The sequence below is a fragment of the Shewanella gaetbuli genome, assembly GCF_023284065.1.
Classification (GTDB): Bacteria; Pseudomonadota; Gammaproteobacteria; order Enterobacterales; family Shewanellaceae; genus Shewanella; species Shewanella gaetbuli.
In genome coordinates, this window is sequence record NZ_JAKIKP010000002.1 from 46214 (window position 1) to 65766 (window position 19553).

General features: G+C 41.5%; 17 protein-coding genes. 7 read left to right on the forward strand and 10 right to left on the reverse strand.

Going from position 1 to position 19553, the window contains the following annotated elements; genetic code table 11:
• Positions 1 to 89 precede the first annotated feature (89 nt).
• Together L2672_RS02890 and L2672_RS02895 are read right to left on the reverse strand one after the other, a co-directional pair.
• Positions 90 to 1145, reverse strand: a complete 1056-nt coding sequence (locus tag L2672_RS02890) for a CobW family GTP-binding protein (protein WP_248994344.1) — start codon at positions 1143 to 1145, stop codon at positions 90 to 92.
• Positions 1142 to 2428, reverse strand: coding sequence for a DEAD/DEAH box helicase (locus tag L2672_RS02895; RefSeq protein WP_248994345.1), 1287 nt, complete (start codon positions 2426 to 2428; stop codon positions 1142 to 1144). The genes L2672_RS02890 and L2672_RS02895 overlap by 4 nt, the downstream gene beginning before the upstream one ends.
• Before the next feature lie 205 nt (positions 2429 to 2633).
• Between L2672_RS02895 and L2672_RS02900 the strand changes: the two genes are divergently transcribed.
• From L2672_RS02900 to L2672_RS02910, 3 genes are all read left to right on the forward strand, one after another.
• Complete coding sequence (locus tag L2672_RS02900; protein ID WP_248994346.1) at positions 2634 to 3269, forward strand: peptidylprolyl isomerase; 636 nt, start codon at positions 2634 to 2636, stop codon at positions 3267 to 3269.
• A gap of 233 nt (positions 3270 to 3502) precedes the next feature.
• Entirely contained in the window at positions 3503 to 4651 is a 1149-nt protein-coding gene (yiaY, locus tag L2672_RS02905) for an L-threonine dehydrogenase (protein WP_248994347.1), read from the forward strand.
• A gap of 261 nt (positions 4652 to 4912) precedes the next feature.
• Positions 4913 to 5278, forward strand: coding sequence for a cytoplasmic protein (locus tag L2672_RS02910; protein WP_248994348.1), 366 nt, complete (start codon positions 4913 to 4915; stop codon positions 5276 to 5278).
• Positions 5279 to 5360: 82 nt separating this feature from the next.
• On the opposite strand, the gene L2672_RS02915 is transcribed toward L2672_RS02910, so the two are convergent.
• Both L2672_RS02915 and L2672_RS02920 read right to left on the reverse strand, forming a co-directional pair.
• Positions 5361 to 6509 carry a response regulator gene (locus tag L2672_RS02915; protein WP_248994349.1) on the reverse strand — a complete coding sequence of 383 codons (1149 nt, stop codon included), beginning with the start codon at positions 6507 to 6509 and terminating at the stop codon, positions 5361 to 5363.
• Between the two features lie 48 nt (positions 6510 to 6557).
• On the reverse strand, positions 6558 to 7361 hold the full coding sequence (locus L2672_RS02920; protein ID WP_248994350.1) for an MlaA family lipoprotein: 804 nt from the start codon (positions 7359 to 7361) through the stop codon (positions 6558 to 6560).
• Positions 7362 to 7631: 270 nt separating this feature from the next.
• Between L2672_RS02920 and L2672_RS02925 the strand changes: the two genes are divergently transcribed.
• From L2672_RS02925 to L2672_RS02940, 4 genes are all read left to right on the forward strand, one after another.
• Positions 7632 to 9761, forward strand: a complete 2130-nt coding sequence (locus L2672_RS02925; protein WP_248994351.1) for an MSCRAMM family adhesin SdrC — start codon at positions 7632 to 7634, stop codon at positions 9759 to 9761.
• Positions 9762 to 9778: 17 nt separating this feature from the next.
• Positions 9779 to 10096, forward strand: a complete 318-nt coding sequence (locus tag L2672_RS02930) for an EscU/YscU/HrcU family type III secretion system export apparatus switch protein (protein ID WP_248994352.1) — start codon at positions 9779 to 9781, stop codon at positions 10094 to 10096.
• Positions 10097 to 10230: 134 nt separating this feature from the next.
• Entirely contained in the window at positions 10231 to 11577 is a 1347-nt protein-coding gene (locus tag L2672_RS02935; RefSeq protein ID WP_248994353.1) for an RsmB/NOP family class I SAM-dependent RNA methyltransferase, read from the forward strand.
• A gap of 500 nt (positions 11578 to 12077) precedes the next feature.
• Positions 12078 to 14648, forward strand: coding sequence for a TonB-dependent receptor plug domain-containing protein (locus L2672_RS02940; protein ID WP_248994354.1), 2571 nt, complete (start codon positions 12078 to 12080; stop codon positions 14646 to 14648).
• Positions 14649 to 14834: 186 nt separating this feature from the next.
• Here the strand turns inward: L2672_RS02940 and L2672_RS02945 are convergent, their stop codons facing one another.
• From L2672_RS02945 to L2672_RS02970, 6 genes are all read right to left on the reverse strand, one after another.
• Positions 14835 to 15233, reverse strand: a complete 399-nt coding sequence (locus L2672_RS02945; protein ID WP_248994355.1) for a DUF2802 domain-containing protein — start codon at positions 15231 to 15233, stop codon at positions 14835 to 14837.
• 69 nt (positions 15234 to 15302) lie between these two features.
• The gene (locus L2672_RS02950; RefSeq protein ID WP_248994356.1) at positions 15303 to 15797 is read right to left on the reverse strand and encodes a chemotaxis protein CheW; all 495 of its coding nucleotides are present in this window, start codon (positions 15795 to 15797) and stop codon (positions 15303 to 15305) included.
• Between the two features lie 2 nt (positions 15798 to 15799).
• Positions 15800 to 17002, reverse strand: coding sequence for a chemotaxis protein CheW (locus L2672_RS02955; RefSeq protein ID WP_248994357.1), 1203 nt, complete (start codon positions 17000 to 17002; stop codon positions 15800 to 15802).
• The gene (locus tag L2672_RS02960; RefSeq protein WP_248994358.1) at positions 16986 to 17780 is read right to left on the reverse strand and encodes a ParA family protein; all 795 of its coding nucleotides are present in this window, start codon (positions 17778 to 17780) and stop codon (positions 16986 to 16988) included. The genes L2672_RS02955 and L2672_RS02960 overlap by 17 nt, the downstream gene beginning before the upstream one ends.
• Positions 17781 to 17829: 49 nt before the next feature.
• The gene (locus tag L2672_RS02965) at positions 17830 to 18348 is read right to left on the reverse strand and encodes a membrane anchored protein in chemotaxis locus (protein WP_248994359.1); all 519 of its coding nucleotides are present in this window, start codon (positions 18346 to 18348) and stop codon (positions 17830 to 17832) included.
• A complete protein-coding gene (locus L2672_RS02970) occupies positions 18341 to 19549 on the reverse strand; it encodes a protein-glutamate methylesterase/protein-glutamine glutaminase (RefSeq protein ID WP_248994360.1) in 1209 nt (402 codons plus the stop codon). The genes L2672_RS02965 and L2672_RS02970 overlap by 8 nt, the downstream gene beginning before the upstream one ends.
• Positions 19550 to 19553: the final 4 nt, after the last annotated feature.

Genomic DNA, 19553 nt, shown 5'->3' on the forward strand with positions numbered 1-19553 from the left:
GAGTTAACCGCATCAAACACTTCCAGAACATGTCGCCTATTACAAACACATGCTCCTCTGTAAGTTAACCTTTATGTGGTTTATCCGCTTTAAAGTGTACAGTTTAGCAGTGATGCTTGTAATTCGGTTTGATCGAGCACTTGCTCGCTAATTATCTCTATACGAGAATCTAAAGTGTCATCTAGCTCAGAGAATGTAAATTCACCGTCTACAAAGTTTGCCGCTAAAATTCCTTCATGAGTAATGACAATAGCTTTTACTCTTAATACGCTTGAACCAGTAAACTGTTTTAACCACTCTAAAATTTTGGATAAGTCAAAGGTCTTTGACGGACAAATTAACCAACCAACGCTATGACAGCCTTCGCCTTTATTCGTTTTGCAGACCACTTCGCCAAGTTCAATCGGTTGATGTTCTGACTCTACAAACCCTTGCTGCACTTTTTGATGACGGCTGTGGGCAATAAAGTTAGGGGTTGCAGGCTGTAAGGTCATCACGTTTTTTTGCTGCGGTTTTTCGGTCGGCTTAGCCAGCTTAGCCAGCAATTGTTCGACAAAGTGTGTAGATTGAAAAAATTGGCTACCCACTAATATCTCTGGCGTAAAAGAATGCTGTACTAAAAACGCCGCTAACTTTGGCAGATGATGGGGTTGATAAAGTTCTGCTTTGGCTGCAACCACAAGATCGGCAACCATCAACTGTTGCAAGTAAGTGTCATGAGTAATGTAGCGCTCATCATCAATTTTACGCGCATCAACCACACAAACACTGCCTTGAAGATTAACCACATTGACATAATGTTCGGACGTTAGGGTGGCAATAATTTGTTTTGGATGGCCAATTCCTGTGGGCTCAATTAGTAATCGGTCAGGCTTAGCTTGTTGAATAATCTGATTAATGGCCACTTGAATTGGCACCCCTGCTGCACAGCACAAACAGCCACCAGCAACTTCTTTAATGGTGATGGAGTAATCAGGAGTATCATTGATAAGCCCAGCGTCAATGCCTATTTCGCCAAACTCATTAACCAGTACGGCCCATACCTCACCCTCAGGTTTGTTGGCTAATAGTTGCTTAATAAGGGTTGTTTTACCAACCCCTAAAAAACCGGTAATGACATTAGTATTAACGGGGCGAATGATCATTTTTTACTGTATTTACCTTGACGCTTTGGCTTAGCTGCACTTTTATCAAAAGCAGCTTTGCTTTGACTTTTAGATGGACGGTTACGTTTATTCTTAAAGCTTTTCTTGCTCGGTTCTGTTGCCACTTCTCGGTATCTTGCTGGTAGTGGCGCGCCTTGCTCATAACCTTTAACAGTTTGTAGTACTAACTTTTGTTGTATTACCGCTTCAACAGCTAAAAGATATTCTTGCTCTTGAGGGCTTACCAGCGAAATAGCCTCACCTGTTAACCCAGCTCTACCAGTACGCCCAATACGGTGCACATAATCTTCTGCTTCTTCAGGTAATTCAAAATTAATGACTCGAGGCAGTGCTTGAATGTCTAATCCCCTTGCGGCTAAATCGGTTGCCACCAGTACTCTTATCTCACCCGCTTTAAAGCCTTCAAGGGCTTTATTGCGCGCACCTTGTGATTTATCTCCATGAAAAACCGCACTTTTAATCCCATCTAAACTGAGTTCTTTTTGTAAATGGTCGGCTGTTTCTTTACGGCTGGTAAACACCATCACTTGTTGCCAATTATGTTTGCCTATCAATTCAGACAGTAGCTCTGCCTTGCGACGTTTATCAACTTGATAGGCTAATTGGCTCACCGTTGCAGCCGTGGTCGTTTGCGCAACATCAACATGAACGGGCGAATCGAGCATTTTTTCAGCTAAGGTTTTAATGTCATTCGATAACGTAGCAGAAAACAACATTGACTGATGTTGACGATTGATTAACCGCTTCACTTTTTCAATATCTTTTACAAAGCCCAGATCAAGCATGCGATCCGCTTCATCAATCACCAAATAATTCACTTGGTTGAGCTGTAAATCATGCTGGCCTACTAAGTCAAATAATCGGCCCGGTGTCGCCACCAAAATATCAATGCCCTGCTTAATAGCGGCCAGTTGTGGGCGAATACTTGCACCACCATAAACAGCCGCACTTTTAATAGGTAAATGTTGGCTGTACTGCACAATATTTTGTTCAATTTGAATGGCTAACTCACGAGTAGGAGTCATGATCAACACAGACAACACGCTAGAGGAATCAGATGCTTTATCGGCAATACAACGTTCAATAAGCGGTAAAGCAAAAGCGGCCGTTTTACCTGTTCCTGTTTCAGCACACGCCAGAATATCACTGCCCGCCATAATTTTAGGAATAACCTGTGATTGAATAGGCGTAGGAGTCACATAGCCAATATCATCTAAAGCACGTTGAATTTCTGGGTGTAAATTAAGGGAAGTGAAGGACATAGCAGACTCTACAGTGAATAAAAAATAGCGAGGGCTATTGTATACTGATTACGCCTGAAACTCAGATTTTTTCACGGTTAAATGCTATTCCCCTGTAACTGATGCAGACTACAATGTAAAACTTTGTATCTATTGTTTTTTTCTATTGAAATAACACACCAAAACAACAAAAATAGCTCCCACCTACAACATATAATTAAAAAATATGAAACCTTATCTTATTCTATCAGCTTTGATTGCATTATCCGCTTGTGGCGGTTCAGACTCTTCAGACGGTTCAACCCCACCAACACCTTTACCTCCACCAACGCCTGCACCTGAATTAGTCGTTAACTCATGTTATAGCGTCGATACCACCATGGGGGCATTTACCTTAGGTATTGATGAAACCAACATGCCTATCACTTCTGCCAACTTTATCCGCTATGTTGATGAAGGTTTTTACAATGGAACCATATTTCATCGCATAGTGAATAACTTTGTTAACCAAGCCGGTGGATTTGAGACGGGTCTTGAGTATAAAACCCCTTATGACCCTATTGTAAATGAATCGAGTGTTGGCTTAGAAAATGACCGTGGCACTATAGCAATGGCCAGAACACAAGTTCTTGACTCAGCAACCAGTCAATTTTTTATCAATATCCATGACAACGACGGCTTAAACTATCCTAGTCAAGGCGGTTATGCCGTATTCGGTAAAGTAGTCGAAGGCATCGAAGTGATTGATATTATGAATGCGGTTAATACCCAAAGTGTGATTAAAGGCAACGCGGTGTTCAATGATGTCCCAGTAGAAGACATTGTTATTAACAGTATTATAGCGACTGAATGTCCAAGCTAGCCCAATAAGCTTTGTTTGGTTTACCGCTTAATAAGCCAAATATTTCATACCGTTTATCAACCTGCTGACAAATTCAGCAGGTTGATATCGCAGATTTTGCAAAAGTGTTTCCCAGTTAACATAGCTACCTCTTTTTAAGTACTTCCAACCACATTGTTTGACCACTCTCACAATTTAATTTCACTTCGCTTGTTATGTTTATCTCAGATAAATAAATCCTCAGAGGTAACATCATGGCGACAAAATTTTTTATTCCTAGCGTTAATATTTTAGGCCAAGACAGTGTTGAAGAAGCAATTAAAGACATTCAAAGCTTAGGCTTTAAACATGCGCTTATTGTGACCGATAAACCTTTAGTAAAAATAGGCTTAGTGGGCAGAGTGGCTGATAAGCTGCAAACGGCTCAAATTGCGGTCACGGTGTTTGATGGTGTTCAACCAAACCCAACAGTGGGCAATGTTGAATCTGGACTAGCCTTACTCAATGAAAACCAATGTGATTTTATTATTTCTTTGGGCGGAGGTTCTCCTCACGATTGCGCCAAAGGCATAGCTTTAGTGGCAACCAATGGTGGCAGCATTAAAGATTATGAGGGTTTGGATATGTCTGCGAAACCTCAACTACCTCTAGTAGCGATTAACACCACCGCTGGTACTGCCAGTGAAATGACGCGTTTCTGTATTATTACTGATGAAGTTCGTCACATCAAAATGGCCATTGTTGACAAAAATACCACGCCCATTTTATCTGTAAACGACCCTGAGCTGATGCTAGAGAAACCCGCGTCGTTAACCGCGGCAACAGGTATGGACGCACTAACCCATGCAATTGAAGCCTATGTTTCTATTGGTGCCAACCCCATTACTGACGCTTGTGCGATTAAGGCGATTGAACTAATAAAAGCCAATTTGGTTAATGCGGTTAAAGATGGACAAAATATTGAAGCACGTGAACAAATGGCCTACGCACAATTTCTAGCCGGTATGGCATTTAATAATGCCAGCTTAGGTTATGTGCATGCCATGGCTCACCAGTTAGGAGGGTTCTACGACTTACCTCATGGTGTTTGTAATGCCATTCTGTTGCCACATGTCCAACAATATAACGCCAAAGTAGTACCTGAACGCTTAAGTGATATTGCTAAAGCAATGGGCGAGAATATTAGTGGTCTAAATGCTGACGTAGCGGCAAACTTGGCAATTGAAGCCATTAAGAGTCTATCTGAAGCCGTTGATATTCCTGCAACCTTAACTGAGTTAGGTGTAAGGCAAGAGGATATTCCAACCTTAGCCGAAAACGCTTTAAAAGATGCTTGTGGCTTTACGAATCCACAACAAGCAAACCTAGCAGAAATTTGCGAGATTTATAAAGCGGCATTGTAACCTTTAAACGCCAATACTCGGTTAAATAGCCTGAAGTATCTGCTACCTAAATGTGGCACTTCAGGCTTTTTCTTATGTAACAAGGCTGCCGCCTTACCAGCTGAAGCTCGATAATTAATTTAAATTTATTGTTTACCAACAACAGCTTAAATATTACATCGGTAAAAAGTGAATCTAGTTCTCAGTTCTCATAATATCCATTGACCCCTATTGATTTTAAGGTCTATGATGAATCATCTTTTATAGAAAAAGGGCTTGACCATGACCGCTATTACTCATGTACACAATTACACCGTTCGTTGCCCGCATTACCAAGAAAATGACAAACCTGCCAGCTGGCAAAGCCACATTGAAGTTAACCATTCCTGCGAAATTGCCCTAGATAGAATAACCAAATGGCATAATAATGCAGGCAGTAAACTGTTTGAAGTTGACGGCATGACCGTGCGTAAAGCTGACAAAGAAGAAGCTTATTTTGCTATGCGAAGCAGCCGCCTAAAAAATGATGGTCACGGCTTAGTGACCTTTAAAATCTTTTTAGACAATTGCTGCCAAGATGCGTCGGTGAACGATATTATGATTCACCTCATTAATGATTATTTACAACGTTGCGAAAAAATCAGTTAACAGCAGTGAAGTACTAAACAAGCTTACTAAAAAGGCTTAATCGTAAAGATTAAGCCTTTGTTATTTCAGCAAGGTTTAGACGCTAACCAAAATCTAGCTGCATAAATCCACCAGCATGGGTCGACTCATTAAATATCAGCCCTGTAAAATGATTATTTAATAACGCTTGTTGATGATCATTAAAGTGAGTGCCAACACACAGATATTCCCCAGCCGAAAGCTGCCGCGTTTGCACGCTGGGTTTACTCCATAACACTGAGCCAATTGGCTGACAATCGGGTAACGCAATGGGCAATAACCCGTTAGCGTTGCGTAAATAACACTTTAACCCTGTTCCTGCCCGCGCAATAGTCGCTTCATAAGACGACAAATTAACACTGATATAGGCCATGTTAGTAAAGATATGTAACCCTGACCCTTGCATACGTTCATGTAAATACCCCAACATATTGGTGGGACTAATAAGCTCTTTGTCAGCATTACTTCTGAACTTTTTCAACTTTTGATCAATAAAACTACGTAACAGAACACAGGCAAATGCTGCGCTATTATCTTCAGGCTGAAAATGAGCCATATACATAACAAGGTGGTCATCACCCACCATAGTTGAGTCAATAAAATATGCGCTTACATCACTATTTTTATAGAGGCTGTAATCGATAGATGCACGGGGGTATTGAATATGAGATGCCGGAAACAACTGTTGTTGTACATTTTTAGCCGCTTGCGCGCTTTGTTCAAGCATGGCTAAGTTTTCATTCAGCTCTTGATATGACAACTCAGCTAATTGCTGCGCTAACATATCATCTGCGTCTAGTGGCGTTTGATCTAAAGTCAGGTTTGATTGATTCAATTTGGCTTGACTCAAAGCCTGCATTATTGCTGATTCAATAATGTATAAATCGGTTATGGGTTTCACTAAATAATCAGACGCGCCGATTCTGAGCGCTTCAATCACGTCAGACATAACATCATTGCCCGATATCACAATAGCGGGCACATTAGGGTTAATCGCCATCATTTGCCTGATCATAGGTAAACCACCCAATTTAGGCATATTCAAATCAGCAATAACGATATCAAAAGACTTTTCATTAAATTGAACCAACCCTTGCCTACCATCGACTGAGTGTTCAACTTTAGCCCCTCTTTTTTCTAAAAAGTCAGTAACCAGTTGACTAAATATAGGGTCATCTTCGACAAATAAAATGGACTTACCTGTTAGTGTCATACAACAACTCCACAGACTAACACCTGCCGAAGAAGCGTATTTCTCCGGCTATTCTAGCTCATCCATATATTCGTCTAAAAGCTCATCATCTTGTTGATTTTGAGGCACGTTACCGTCATAAACTTTATAATCCATGTACTGAAAGTAGGCTTCTTTTACAAAGGTATATGGGTCTAGAGCATTATCTAATAATCTTTCTTGATCAATTGCGGAGGCGCGAGTATGTAGTCCTTTTAATGCCCATTTCAACGCAGATTGCCATAAAGTAAACTCTGACAAAGGGAAGTATAGACCATCAACCCAGTCTGTCGCGAGTTCGCGCGTCACATAAGGTCCTAAAAATGGCGCCATAAAATAAGGGCCATTCGGCACACCGTAATATCCTAACACTTCATTAAAGTCATCTTGCTTACGTTCCAACCCCATCATATTAGCAACATCAATAATGCCTAATAGGCCTATTGTTGTATTGATAGTGAAACGCCCGCCAGCGTTGGCAGACCAAGCCCATTTACCCTGTAACGCATTGTTCACCATTGAGCTGGGTTCTTCAAAGTTGCGAACAAAGTTATCAACACCGGTTTTTACCGGTCGAGGAATGTAGTCGTTATAGCCATGAGCCACTGGGCGGAATAAATACCTGTCAAAATACAAGTAATTTAAATCCCACATGACGCGGTTAAAGCCTTCAAATGGGTCGCGGGGGTCATTATAAGTCACCGTTATTTCTGCAACCTCAGGTGATACTGAAGTTTCCGATAAGGGTTCCGTAACATTTTCTGGCTCGTTTGCCGCTACTAATACTGGGTTAAGTAACAACAAAGGAAGTAATAATCCTTTATACTTCGTCATAATACTCTCTTAAAAAGACAACATCTTTAGTTAATAAACAAACTGCTATTTTGTCGTTTTTATTAAAGCAATGAATGTTCAAGTCGATAATAATTGAGGAGAATAATCGTTAAAATCACCGAGTGATTTTTAGTTAAGCTAGGGTACCTTAAGTGATTAACATATAACCGATTAAATCCAATTCAGTTGTAAGAATACTTCAGCAGTCATTAATATCAAACTAATTTTGTAGAAAAAACACTACAACTTAGTAAACAAAATGGCACAACAATGAAAGGCAGCGAAATGAAGGCAACCGTGGTTAATAGCAAGCAAGCTAGTGCGAGTACGCAGCACAACCAACATGTCATCAATAACAAAAATGCTGTTACTGGCTCGCTGAATCAGCCTGCAGCGTCAAGTGAATCGACCACCTCAACAACGCTACAAAAAGCAGCCGTTAACTCCGGTGTAGAAAGCACGCTTATTGCAACCAATCAGCTGCAAGCAGTAAAACTGACGACATCAGGCCAACCATCGCAAATTGCAACAGTAACTATTGCCAATCAGCCCTATGAAGTCGCCTTAACCCACGAACAGCAAAAGCTATTACAAACGGTTGCCAAGGTCGCGATAACGGCTGATGCAATATCGACACTCAAGCAACAATTACCACAATTAACTACACCAGCGGTTAGCCAATCAGCTACGGGGAACCAAGCGGTTTTAGCAACGCAATTAGTGTTACTTGCTCAATCAATTCAAACAAAACTACCTGCATCGTTAATGGCTTTAGCCAGTCAAAATGGGGTGTCTTCTAATGAGTTAGTTAAACTGGCATCACGATCACAAGGCTACCCACTCCCCACAGCCACGATTAATAACAATCAAATGACATTTGCGGATGGCCCGACCATAAAACTTGATTCAGCAAACCTAGCAAAAGGTCAGTATCTTGCCAGTATCGTGTACCTCAATAAAAGTTTGTTATTAACTCTGACCCCAGTTAAAGCGGAGATAAATGTCAACTTGACACCCAGCACTAAATCTCCAATAGCGACCACAACTGACAACAACGCATCATTAATCATTACTAAGCCTGAGCCAAGTCAAATTTTATCGCAACTGTTCAAGAAGCTAGAGGCTACCTCAATAAACCCAAACGTAACCTCAGCTGACTTAAAAGGACAAAGTCAGTTATCCAATCCGCAAGCAACTCAAGCGAATCAAACAAGTCAAACAGCCCAAGCCTCCCTAGCTAAAAGTGCTGACACATTATTGAATCCACTGCAGCAATATATCGCAAAGTCGCCGCAAACCAATAATGCAAGTAGTGGTCAACTTGAAGGAAAAACCAACTCTGCGGTAGCAAGTTCATCAACCAGTACAACAGCCAACGCCCAAACCTTAAATTTAGCTCGCAACCAAACAACCATTGATGCCGCCACAGCAAAAGTGCTTGCCAAAAATATTGCCAGTGCATTACCCCAAGCAGCCAATACCATAACGCCGCCAACCTTTAACATGCTTGAGCAGCCTAAAGCTAACACAACACAAGATACCAAGCCGCTAGCAACCCCTATAGATGTGTTACAAAAGGCGTTATCTAAAGCTGGGTCAATGCCAGTAGAGGCGAAAGTTAACGCCCAGCAGCCGCAAAACTTGGCCGTAGCACTATTAAAACTGCTACCTCAACTTGCCAGACAACCGTTAAGTGAACTTGCACTACCTTCAACATTAACCAATGAACTAGCAAGCTTAGCCAGTATCAATTTATCGCAGCCTGTTAACCATACTTCGCCTACACAACTTTTTACCGGCGGCGCCATTACCACACTATTTCAACTTTTGCTTGGGGTTAAAGCGCAACAAAGCAACAAAACGATTTCGACTAAATTACAGTACCATTTACAAGCTCTGCAAAAACTTACCGCCGCATCATCTTCTGCCCCCGCGGGCATTTTAGGCTTATTAGACAAAGTGGCTGGCTTAGACAGTATTCACCAACTGGCCAGCAGTTTTCAGTTGTATCAACAAGCCAGTAGCAATAATGACCAAGGGGTAAATTGGTATTTCGCCTTACCCTACTCTCTCAATCAAAAAAATGAGCAGTTTGAAGGACATTTTCAAAGAGACAAAACAGCAGATGGCGAGTCGGAACAAGGTTGGCGATTACAATTAAAATTCAATTTATCCCAAGGGGCTGTATTAGTGAACGCACATAAGCAGGCTAATCAACTGAATCTACAATTTAAAAGCAGTAATCAGCTTTTATTAGATAAAATTGATGGCTTTAATGACACTCTGTCACAGAAAATTAGCCAAATAGGCTTTACCCCTGGCGAATTCACGACCCAAATTGCCAATATTCCTGCAACCTTATTACCCGGTGATCACTTTCTAGTGAAAACCCGCGCTTAACAACATCGAGGCGAAAAATGGAATCCAATGACAATCAACGCAAAGTACAGCAAGCCGTAGCACTGAGTTTTGATGGAAAAACAGCCCCCAAAGTGACCGCGTCGGGTAAAGATTTAGTGGCCGAAGAAATTATTGCTATCGCCAAAGATGCTGGCATTCATATTCACCAAGACCCTCACTTAAGCGAGTTTTTACAACTACTAGAATTAGGTGAAGAAGTCCCTCAAGAGTTGTATTTATTAATCGCCGAACTTATTGCATTTGTGTACATGCTAGATGGAAAATTTCCGGAAAAATGGCACAATTTGCACCAAAAAATTATCACTGAAGTCTAAGTCAGCGTTAGAAATATCATCTAATACTGTGGCGCTGCACCAACAATTGTTATAGCGCTGCAATAGGCAAATAAACCTCTGCCATGTTAAACTAGCACTTCGTCCCTACCTGTAACGCAAATAGTTAACCATTCATGACCGACTCTCAAATAGTGATCACCCAAGTTGCCAATTCAAGTGCCGAAAAGCGCGCAATTAGTTATGCCAACACCATTTTAAATTTACTTAATAACGTTTTTAGCAACAAACAACCTGCTGATCGCATTATTGGACTATACTTTAGAGAGCATAAAAAACACGGTTCTAAAGACAGACGTGTTATTCGTGAAAGCCTATTTGGGTTATTCCGTTGGTGGGGATGGTTGAATCAGTTAGGTGACTACAAACAACAACAGACATTTTTTCAAATGTTGTCTATTACCGCATCGTTAGAGCAACATCCGTGGCAAGATATTCAGCAAGCTTGGACGTTGTTTGGCGCTAAAAACGCTACAATTGATACAGATACAGCTGAAACCAGCATGCCACAAACGTTGCTACAAAAGTTAGATACCTTTAAAAAATTATCTGGCTTACCTCAAGTCATCGAAGCGGATTTAGTACCACAATGGTTTTGGCAACATTGCCCTATTGAAGACACCACTGAAAAACTCGCACTTATTGAGTCTTTATGTGCTCGCCCCCCTATTTGGGCACGGGTGCAACAAGCTAATGCCACTCAAATACTGGCTCAACTTCAAGCTCAAAATATTGCCGCAACCGGTTGTGAATACTTTTCTGATGCGATTAACCTTGGCAATAAAAGTATTAACCTTAATCAAGTAAAAGAATACACCAACGGCCAACTTGAAATTCAAGATCTGGCCTCACAGGTTATTGGCCAAATTTGTGCACCTAAAGACAATAGTCAATGGTGGGATGCCTGCTCAGGCGCTGGCGGCAAAAGCTTACAATTAATGTCGTTAATGCAACACGCTAAAATTAATGGTCACATTACCGCTTCCGATATTCGTAAAAATGCCCTTGTAGAGCTACAAAAACGAGCCAAACGCGCAGGGTTTAACAATATAACCCTTGCACCTTGGCAGTCTGACGCCTTACCTGTAAAAGAGAATTCCTTTGATGGAGTATTAGTTGACGCCCCATGTTCATGTACCGGTACCTGGCGTAGAAACCCAGATATGCGCTGGATAGATGATGCCAGCAGCATAACGAATAAACCGGCTCTTCAACTTGATATATTGTCCAGAAGCTCAGCCGCGGTTAAAACCGGTGGTGAATTAATTTATGCCACTTGTTCACTGTCACCCGTAGAAAACCAACAAGTGGTTGAGGCATTTTTGGCTCAACACCCACAGTTTGAGCTGCAAACCATTACTCATCCCTTTACCGGTGAACAAGCCACCTCACTCACCATCTGGCCACAAACAGCCAACTCTGACGGAATGTTTGTCGCAAAAATGCGCAAAATATCCTGTTAATTTAATGCTTGCCGTCAATAAGCCGCAACCTTTGCAGGCTTATTGGCGCCCTGCTTTTTGGGGTCTGACTTTTAGAGTCTGGCTTATTAATATTAATTACCCACAATCTACTCATTAAATTAGTAGCCTCGGCTAAAATTCATAAACCTTATAATGCTATTCATATAATAAAAACACTCTACAATTGATGTTTTCTATACCTTGCTCTATAAAAGTCCAACCCCACGCAGTCCTACAAAATATTTAGTCCAAGAATTAAATAAACAAAAACCAAGATAAAAATATTAACTCGTTAAATATTCGTCATTAATTTTAGCCATCTAATTTAATCATCTTTAAACATAAGTAAACATCGAAAATATCTTGTTTAAACCACTCACTATGGTTATTGATGATACATCCTTTTTATATAAGAAAAATAAACACTTTCTGAATAAATCTCACGCCTTCATTTGCATAATTTACAAAACCAATTTACAAAAACATAGGGAAAGCAATGTATGAAATCAATGGATGACAGTCTACCTAAATTAACCTATTCCACATTAGCTATTAGCGTAATATGTGGCACTTTACTCACAGCCAGTACCCACACTTATGCGCAACAAAATGACAACGATAATCAGGCCGATATCGAAAAAATCACTGTTGTTGGTTCTCGACGCATTGGTAGAACAGTTAATGAGTCTCCTGTTCCTATTGATATTATTGACCAAGATGCAATTCAGTCGACAGGGTTAACTGAAACAAACATGATTCTCAACACCCTGCTGCCAAGCTTTAACTTTCCGCAGCCCTCTGTCACCGATGGTACCGACCATGTACGTCCTGCTCAATTACGTGGCCTAGCACCTGATCACACCTTAGTGCTGGTTAATGGCAAACGCAGACACACTAGTGCTCTGTTAAATCTCAATGGTTCGTCTGGTCGAGGCTCATCAGCAGTCGATCTTAATGCTATTCCAGCTAACGCCATTAAACGCATTGAAGTACTTCGTGATGGAGCCGCGGCCCAATATGGCTCAGATGCCATTGCAGGGGTGATTAATATTGTTCTTATAGACAATGACCAAGGGGGACAATTCTCGGCAACCTATGGTGGTAATTTAACGCAAATGGATGGTGTGCCTAACCTAGAAAAAGTAACAACATACAATAATGGCGATTTAGCATTTACCACCGGAGAAGATCGTAAACGTACAGATGGCCAAACTCTCACCTTACGCGGTAATGTTGGTTTTAGTTGGGCTGATGATGGTTTTGTTGCTGTAGCCGGTGAATATCGTGATCGCAACGCATCAAACCGTGCAGACTTTGACCCTAGGGAAAACTATGCGCGCCAAGGTGATGGCAGCCTAGACCCACAAGAGCTTACAGTAAACCGCTATAACCATGTTTTCGGCAATGGTGAAGTCCAAGACATGGCGCTATTTATTAACGCGGGTAAATTTCTCAACAATGACACTGAGTTTTATCTTACCGCGGGTATTAGTAGTCGTGACTCAACAGGCTCAGGGTTCTATAGACGAGCCCAAGACTCACGCAATGTACTTGCCATATACCCTGACGGTTTTCTTCCTGCTATTACCACTGACATCACTGACCAATCCGTTATCACTGGGGTCAAAGGAGGCGCAGGTGAATGGAATTATGACCTATCCTTTAATTATGGCGCCAATAAGCTTAATTATGGCGTGGTCAACACTCTTAACACCTCCCTTGGGCCAAGCAGCCAAACCGAGTTTGATGCGGGTGATTTAAAATATGCCCAATATCTTGTCAACTTGGATGCTTCACGTTTAATTCCAGTCTCCGCCTTTGCCAATGATATGAATTTGGCTGCTGGTTTTGAGTTTCGACAAGAAAACTATCAGATTAGCGCTGGAGAAGAAAACTCATATCTTCGTGGCACTTTTGGACCGGGCGGTACTATAACCGACCTCGTCAATGGGCCTTTTGGTGCTGCAGGGGCCCAAGTATTCCCAGGCTTTACGCCTGAATCGGCAGGCAGTAATGATCGCGATAACTGGAGTGCTTATATTGACTTAGAAGCTGATGTCATGGAAAAGTGGAACATGGCTATTGCGGCCCGTTTTGAAAATTATTCTGATTTTGGCAGTACTCTTAACTGGAAGTGGTCAAACCGTATTAGTGTGACAGATGACTTTGCCCTGCGCGGTTCTGTTTCAACCGGATTTAGAGCGCCATCTTTGCAACAGCAATATTTTACCTCTATTTCAACCGTATTTGTTGATGGAGAACCCACTGAAACGGGTACCTTTTCCCCCTCAAGCGATGAAGCAAAGGCGTTAGGTAGCCCGGGACTTGATGCTGAAAAATCAAATAACTACAGTATTGGCATGACTTATTTTCCTAATGCCGACTTTAACTTAACCTTAGATTTTTATCGTATTGATATTGATGACCGCATCGTATTATCAAATAACCTGTCTGGTGATGCCATTGAAACCTTACTTGATGGCACAGGTGCCACCCGTGCACGCTTTTTTCTTAATGCCATTAATTCGCGTACCCAAGGGATTGATCTCATCGCGTCTTACACCCTACGAACAAATGATTACGGCAGCGTATTGTTCAATGCTGGCTTAAATATTAACGACAATGAGGTCACCGATATTTTGCCCCCACCTGAAGAGTTACAAGGTGCAGGTAATGATCAAAACAACCTCTTTTCAGATGTTGAGCTGCGTCGATTTGAAGTGGGTTCTCCTAAGAATAAACTTAATTTAAGTGCTAATTGGAATTACGATATTTATAAAATTACGCTGCGCACCACTCGCTACGGAGAAACCCAAGACCCGAGTTCAATTGAAGCACGTAACGAAGTTATTCCTGCGCAGTGGCTTACTGACTTAGATGTGAAATTCATGATCACTGACAACTTCGATTTCACGGTAGGTGCTAATAACTTATTTGATGTTTACCCAAAACCAACACGAGAATTGGTTGAAGATGTCACTACCTTCTCAAACATTTTCCCCTATTCTGGATTTTCGCCTTATGGCTTCACTGGGCGTTATGTATATGGAAAATTATCCTATAGTTTTTAATGCCATAGGATTCAATAAGATGTTTTAACAAACAGCGGATATAAGGGTTCAGAATTACCGTAAAAAATACTTGATAGTAGTAGAGCATTTTTGGGATTCAAAAAAGCCAGATAACAATCTATCTGGCTTAATTTCATATAAGGTCTGTGCTCAGTGATAAGTGATAAGTGCAGCTGTATTTTAGGGTTACTTTTTATGTAGTCTCACTAATAGCTCAGCTTCTGCTTTAGGTAGCTCACATTCTTGAATAAGCTCATCGACACCTGCACCTAACTCAATCATTTTCACGGCTCTGGAATACAGTTTAGCTTGAGGGTCTTGTTGATTAGCTTCGTTAAGTAATTCCGTTTGCTTAGCAAGCTGTTTTTCTAGCTCAACGACTTTACGTCCCATTCCAATGGTGCCACTGCGTAATTCATTTAGCTCGCGCTTTACCGCTTCACGTTGGCGATCGCTTTCTTTTACTAACACCGTTAATGCGTCAACTTTATGCTTTAATTTACTGGATTGCTTATAAAGAAACAGCACTAAAGCTAAACAAACAATGGTAAAAACCAAGGCTACAATTACTAATTCATCAACCATGTTTTATTCTCAAACCCCATAAAAAAGCCAGCATACTGAATGAGCTGGCCTTTTGTCACTTAAAATTATTTATATATCAGATAATTCTGCCCATTCTTCGTCAGACAGAAGTTTATCTAGGTCAACTAAAATAAGGAGTTCGTTATCGCGATTACTCACACCTTGAATAAACTTGGCACTTTCTTCAGTCCCTACATTAGGGGCATTGTCGATTTCTGAACGGCGTAAATAAACCACTTCTGCCACACTATCAACTAAAATACCAATGACCTGTTTTTCCGCTTCAATAATAACAATTCGGGTAGAGTCATCGACATCTGACGATTGCAAACCAAAACGTGAACGGGTATCAATAACGGTAACCACATTACCGCGAAGATTAATAATGCCCAGTACATAATGTGGCGCCCCTGGCACAGGTGCAATTTCGGTATAACGAAGCACTTCTTGTACTTGCATCACGTTGATGCCATAGGTTTCATTGTCTAATTTAAATGTAACCCACTGTAATACTGCATCGTCTGAACCCGCAGCAACAGCTGCTACACTTCTAGAATCACTCATAGTTAACCTCGGTCAATCGTATCCTGACACCCTAAACCTGCATCAAGCATTTCAATCAGCGCTTGAACATGCAATATGCCACACATTTGTTTTTTTACGACTCCGGCTAGCCAAGGGCGTTTACCGGATTTCTCACGCCAATTGACATGAGATTTGTCAATTTTTACTGAATTAATTAATGACTCACATGCTAATCCCCAGCGGGAGTCTTCTAACATCACAATATATTGATACTCAACCGACTCTGCTAGCTCAGGAGAATATTTTTCGGGCATCACCCACGCGCATGTATCAACCACATTAATTTGCTCATCCCGATGGGGTTGTACCCCAAGAAACCACTTAGGTCGGCCAATAATATGGTTATAACGCTCCACTTTAACGATGCCACCTAAACTCACTAACGGCACCGCAAGCGTTAACCCAGCCACCTTAAAAAACAATACTTGAAACTCATCATCTAACACCTCTTGTATACTTTGAGTAATACTAGGAGGTGTAGCTCCTGTTTGCGTTTCTGCTGGGGTGACCTTTTGCTCATCATTATTAATGATAGCTTTATTTATTGTTTTTGCCGTGGTTTCTTTAGTGTTTATATCGACTAAGGAATTGATTTCTTTATCGACAAGTTCACTTTTTTGCGTCGTTTTATGCTGATTTGTGGTTTGTTTGCTTACTTTACCAGCACTAGAAGCCAACGTTTGGCGCATTTTTTCTGCACTGGCTTTAATTTCGTCCACACTCATGGCTGATTTTGCGGCAGGCAGAACTTTAGTCACTTGAGGTTCAGATACCGCTGACAATAGCTTTTCTAGTGCGGGTTTATTAATAGAGGTTTCAGGCTCAATAAAGCGTGTGGTTCGAGCAGTGTCAGGCCTGTTTATTGGTGTGGCAGGTGATAAAGCTTTATCGTTTGAAGCGGTTTTTGCCACATATTCTGTTGAACTTTTATTGTCAGCAGTCGTTGGTGGTGTCAGCGTTTTAGTACCAACATCATTTGTGGAGCTTTTAGATTTGGCAGTCTTAGCAGATGACTCAGCCACACTGGCAGAGGATGATTTGGCACGGCTCACCTTGCTGAGTTTAGGGTCATCCACAGGGGTATTTTTATTGATATTGTCTGTCTTTTCGTTAGTACTTGTTGACGGCTCGGTCAACAGCATAGCGAAGTAATCAAAAACAGTTTCATCAACCGATTTTGACATGAGCAAACTCCTGCGATTCTAGATAATCTAATAGCGCATTATACGCTTTAACCCCTCGACTGCCTGCAGAATAATGAGATGCAGGCAAATGCGCTAAGCTGGCATCTCTAAACTTGGTATCAACGGGAATCACTTGGTCTGGCCATAAGCTTTTATTATATTTTTCTTGCATATAAGTGAGCGCTAAGGGTGAAGCTTTAGTGCGTTTGTCGTACATTGTTGGCACAACCGTAAAGCTGTAACGAGTCTTTTTTGAGCGGCCCATTAATTCCATGGTTTTGATCATACGGTCAAGCCCTTTGATGGCTAAAAACTCTGTTTGCACTGGAATAATAATATGCTGACTGGCTGCTAATGCATTAACCATTAATACCCCTAAAACCGGTGGGCAATCAACAATGGCAATGTCATATTTATGTTCAAGTAGCTGTAATAAATTGCGTAACACTAAGCCCATGCCTTCTTGGTGACCTAATGCTCTGTCTAATGTGGCTAGCGCCATAGTTGCGGGGAGTAAATCTAGCCCTTCAATTTGAGTAGGTACAATGTATTGTTCAATATATTCTGTAGTTAAGCTTTTATGATTAACAAATACATCATATAACGAACCTGGCACCTGTTCAGAATCAATACCTAAATAATAGCCTAATGATGCATGAGGGTCGGTATCAATCATCAGCACACGTTTGCCACGCTTAACATATGCACCCGCTAAGCTTGCCACTGTTGTTGTTTTACCTACACCGCCCTTTTGATTGGCAACCGTCCAGACTTTCAAAAATTCATCCCTCTTGTGGCGTGCTTTACCCTAAGATTTAATTTAACCATTAATTTGATTGTGATTCTTGTGGTAAGTCACGGGTTGTCACTCTTATACCACCGTGGGGTAAACGAATTACCTTTACCCCTTGTTCGTCCTCAGACATCAACACATCCGTTTGATTTTGATTGATATCCGCAGTGTTCGCTGCCGCTGATGGTTCAATGTCTGTTGGGCCAATCAGCACTTTTTTGGGTTCTTTTTCAAGTAATCCAGGCGCATTAGAATCAGTAATCGTTAGCTGTTTTTCATTGCCTGCCTGCATCAAAATTGCTTGGGTTTGATCAGGGTGGCGCTTCAACCAGTTGGCGATATCAGCCGCTTGTTCATCAGGTACCATTAATAATACTTGCGACTGCTCTAAACGGGTGATTTCCGCTTTTAGTAAAGTATTTCGTTTATAGGTTTCAATATATAAACTGCCTAAGGCTATTACTGCTGTTACCAATAAAAATATGAGCAAGCTAACCAACACATTACCTTGAATGGGTTTAACAAAGTGCTTGCTTCGGTTAACGTTAGCCACGACAAGTCTCTTTTAATATGGCTTCAGCCATGTCATCTAAGGCTATTGAATGGCTAGAAAGTCCTGCTGCGGCTACAGCTTGCGGCATACCATAAACCACACAACTGTCCTCATCTTGAGCCCAAATATTGGCCCCCGCACTTTTAAGCATTCTGGCGCCTTCTCGCCCATCGGCTCCCATGCCCGTTAACACTACCGCTAAAATATCTCCCCCAAATGCTTTTGATGCTGAGGCAAACGTAATGTCGACACAAGGTTTGTAGTTCATGTCACTGTTTCCGGCAATGACTTTTATTCGTCCTGCCCCCCCCGATTTATCCACTAGCATTTGCATGCCTCCTGGCGCTAAATACGCACAGCCGGGTTTTAATACATCGCCATTGGTGGCTTCTTTAACGCTAATTTTGCATAAGCTATCTAACCGAGCTGCAAATGCTGGGGTAAATGCGGCGGGCATATGTTGTATTAACAATATAGGATGTGGGTAACTTGCAGGAAACTGGGTTAACACTTTTTGTAACGCAACCGGCCCACCTGTTGAAGTACCGATTAATAATAATTTATAGCTTTTACCACTGGCTCTAATTGACGACGCTTTACTGGTCACTACACTAGAGTGAGCAGGTGCTCTTCGCAATGGTTCTGGCTTATTGGCGGTTAGACTTGAGCGTGAGCTCAGACTAGATGTAGGCTTGGTAGATAATGACGACGGCGAAGCACTATTCAATCTGGTTGAGATGGGTCGGGTTGATGTTGTGCTTGATGTTGCTGCAGGCGTTGTTCGCGAGATTGGGCGATATACTCTTCTACGACCTAAGGCTTTAATGCGTTGTTGTAATAGTTGAATAGCCTCATCTTTATTAGTGGCAATATCTTCAAACCGTTTGGGTAGGAAATCTAATGCCCCAGCTTCAAGCGCATCTAAGGTTGATTGAGCGCCATCATGGGTTAAAGAAGAAAACATCAAAATTGGCACTGGATGGCTCGCCATTATCGCTCTAACGGCAGAGATACCATCCATAACAGGCATTTCTATATCCATAGTGATGACTTGAGGATTAAGCTCTGCGGCTAACTTAACGGCTTCTTGACCATTAACCGCAACGCCTATGACCTCAAGGCCAGGATCTTGATTAACAATTTCACTCACTCGACGCCTAAAAAAGCTCGAATCATCAACTACTAATACTTTTATAGCCATTTCA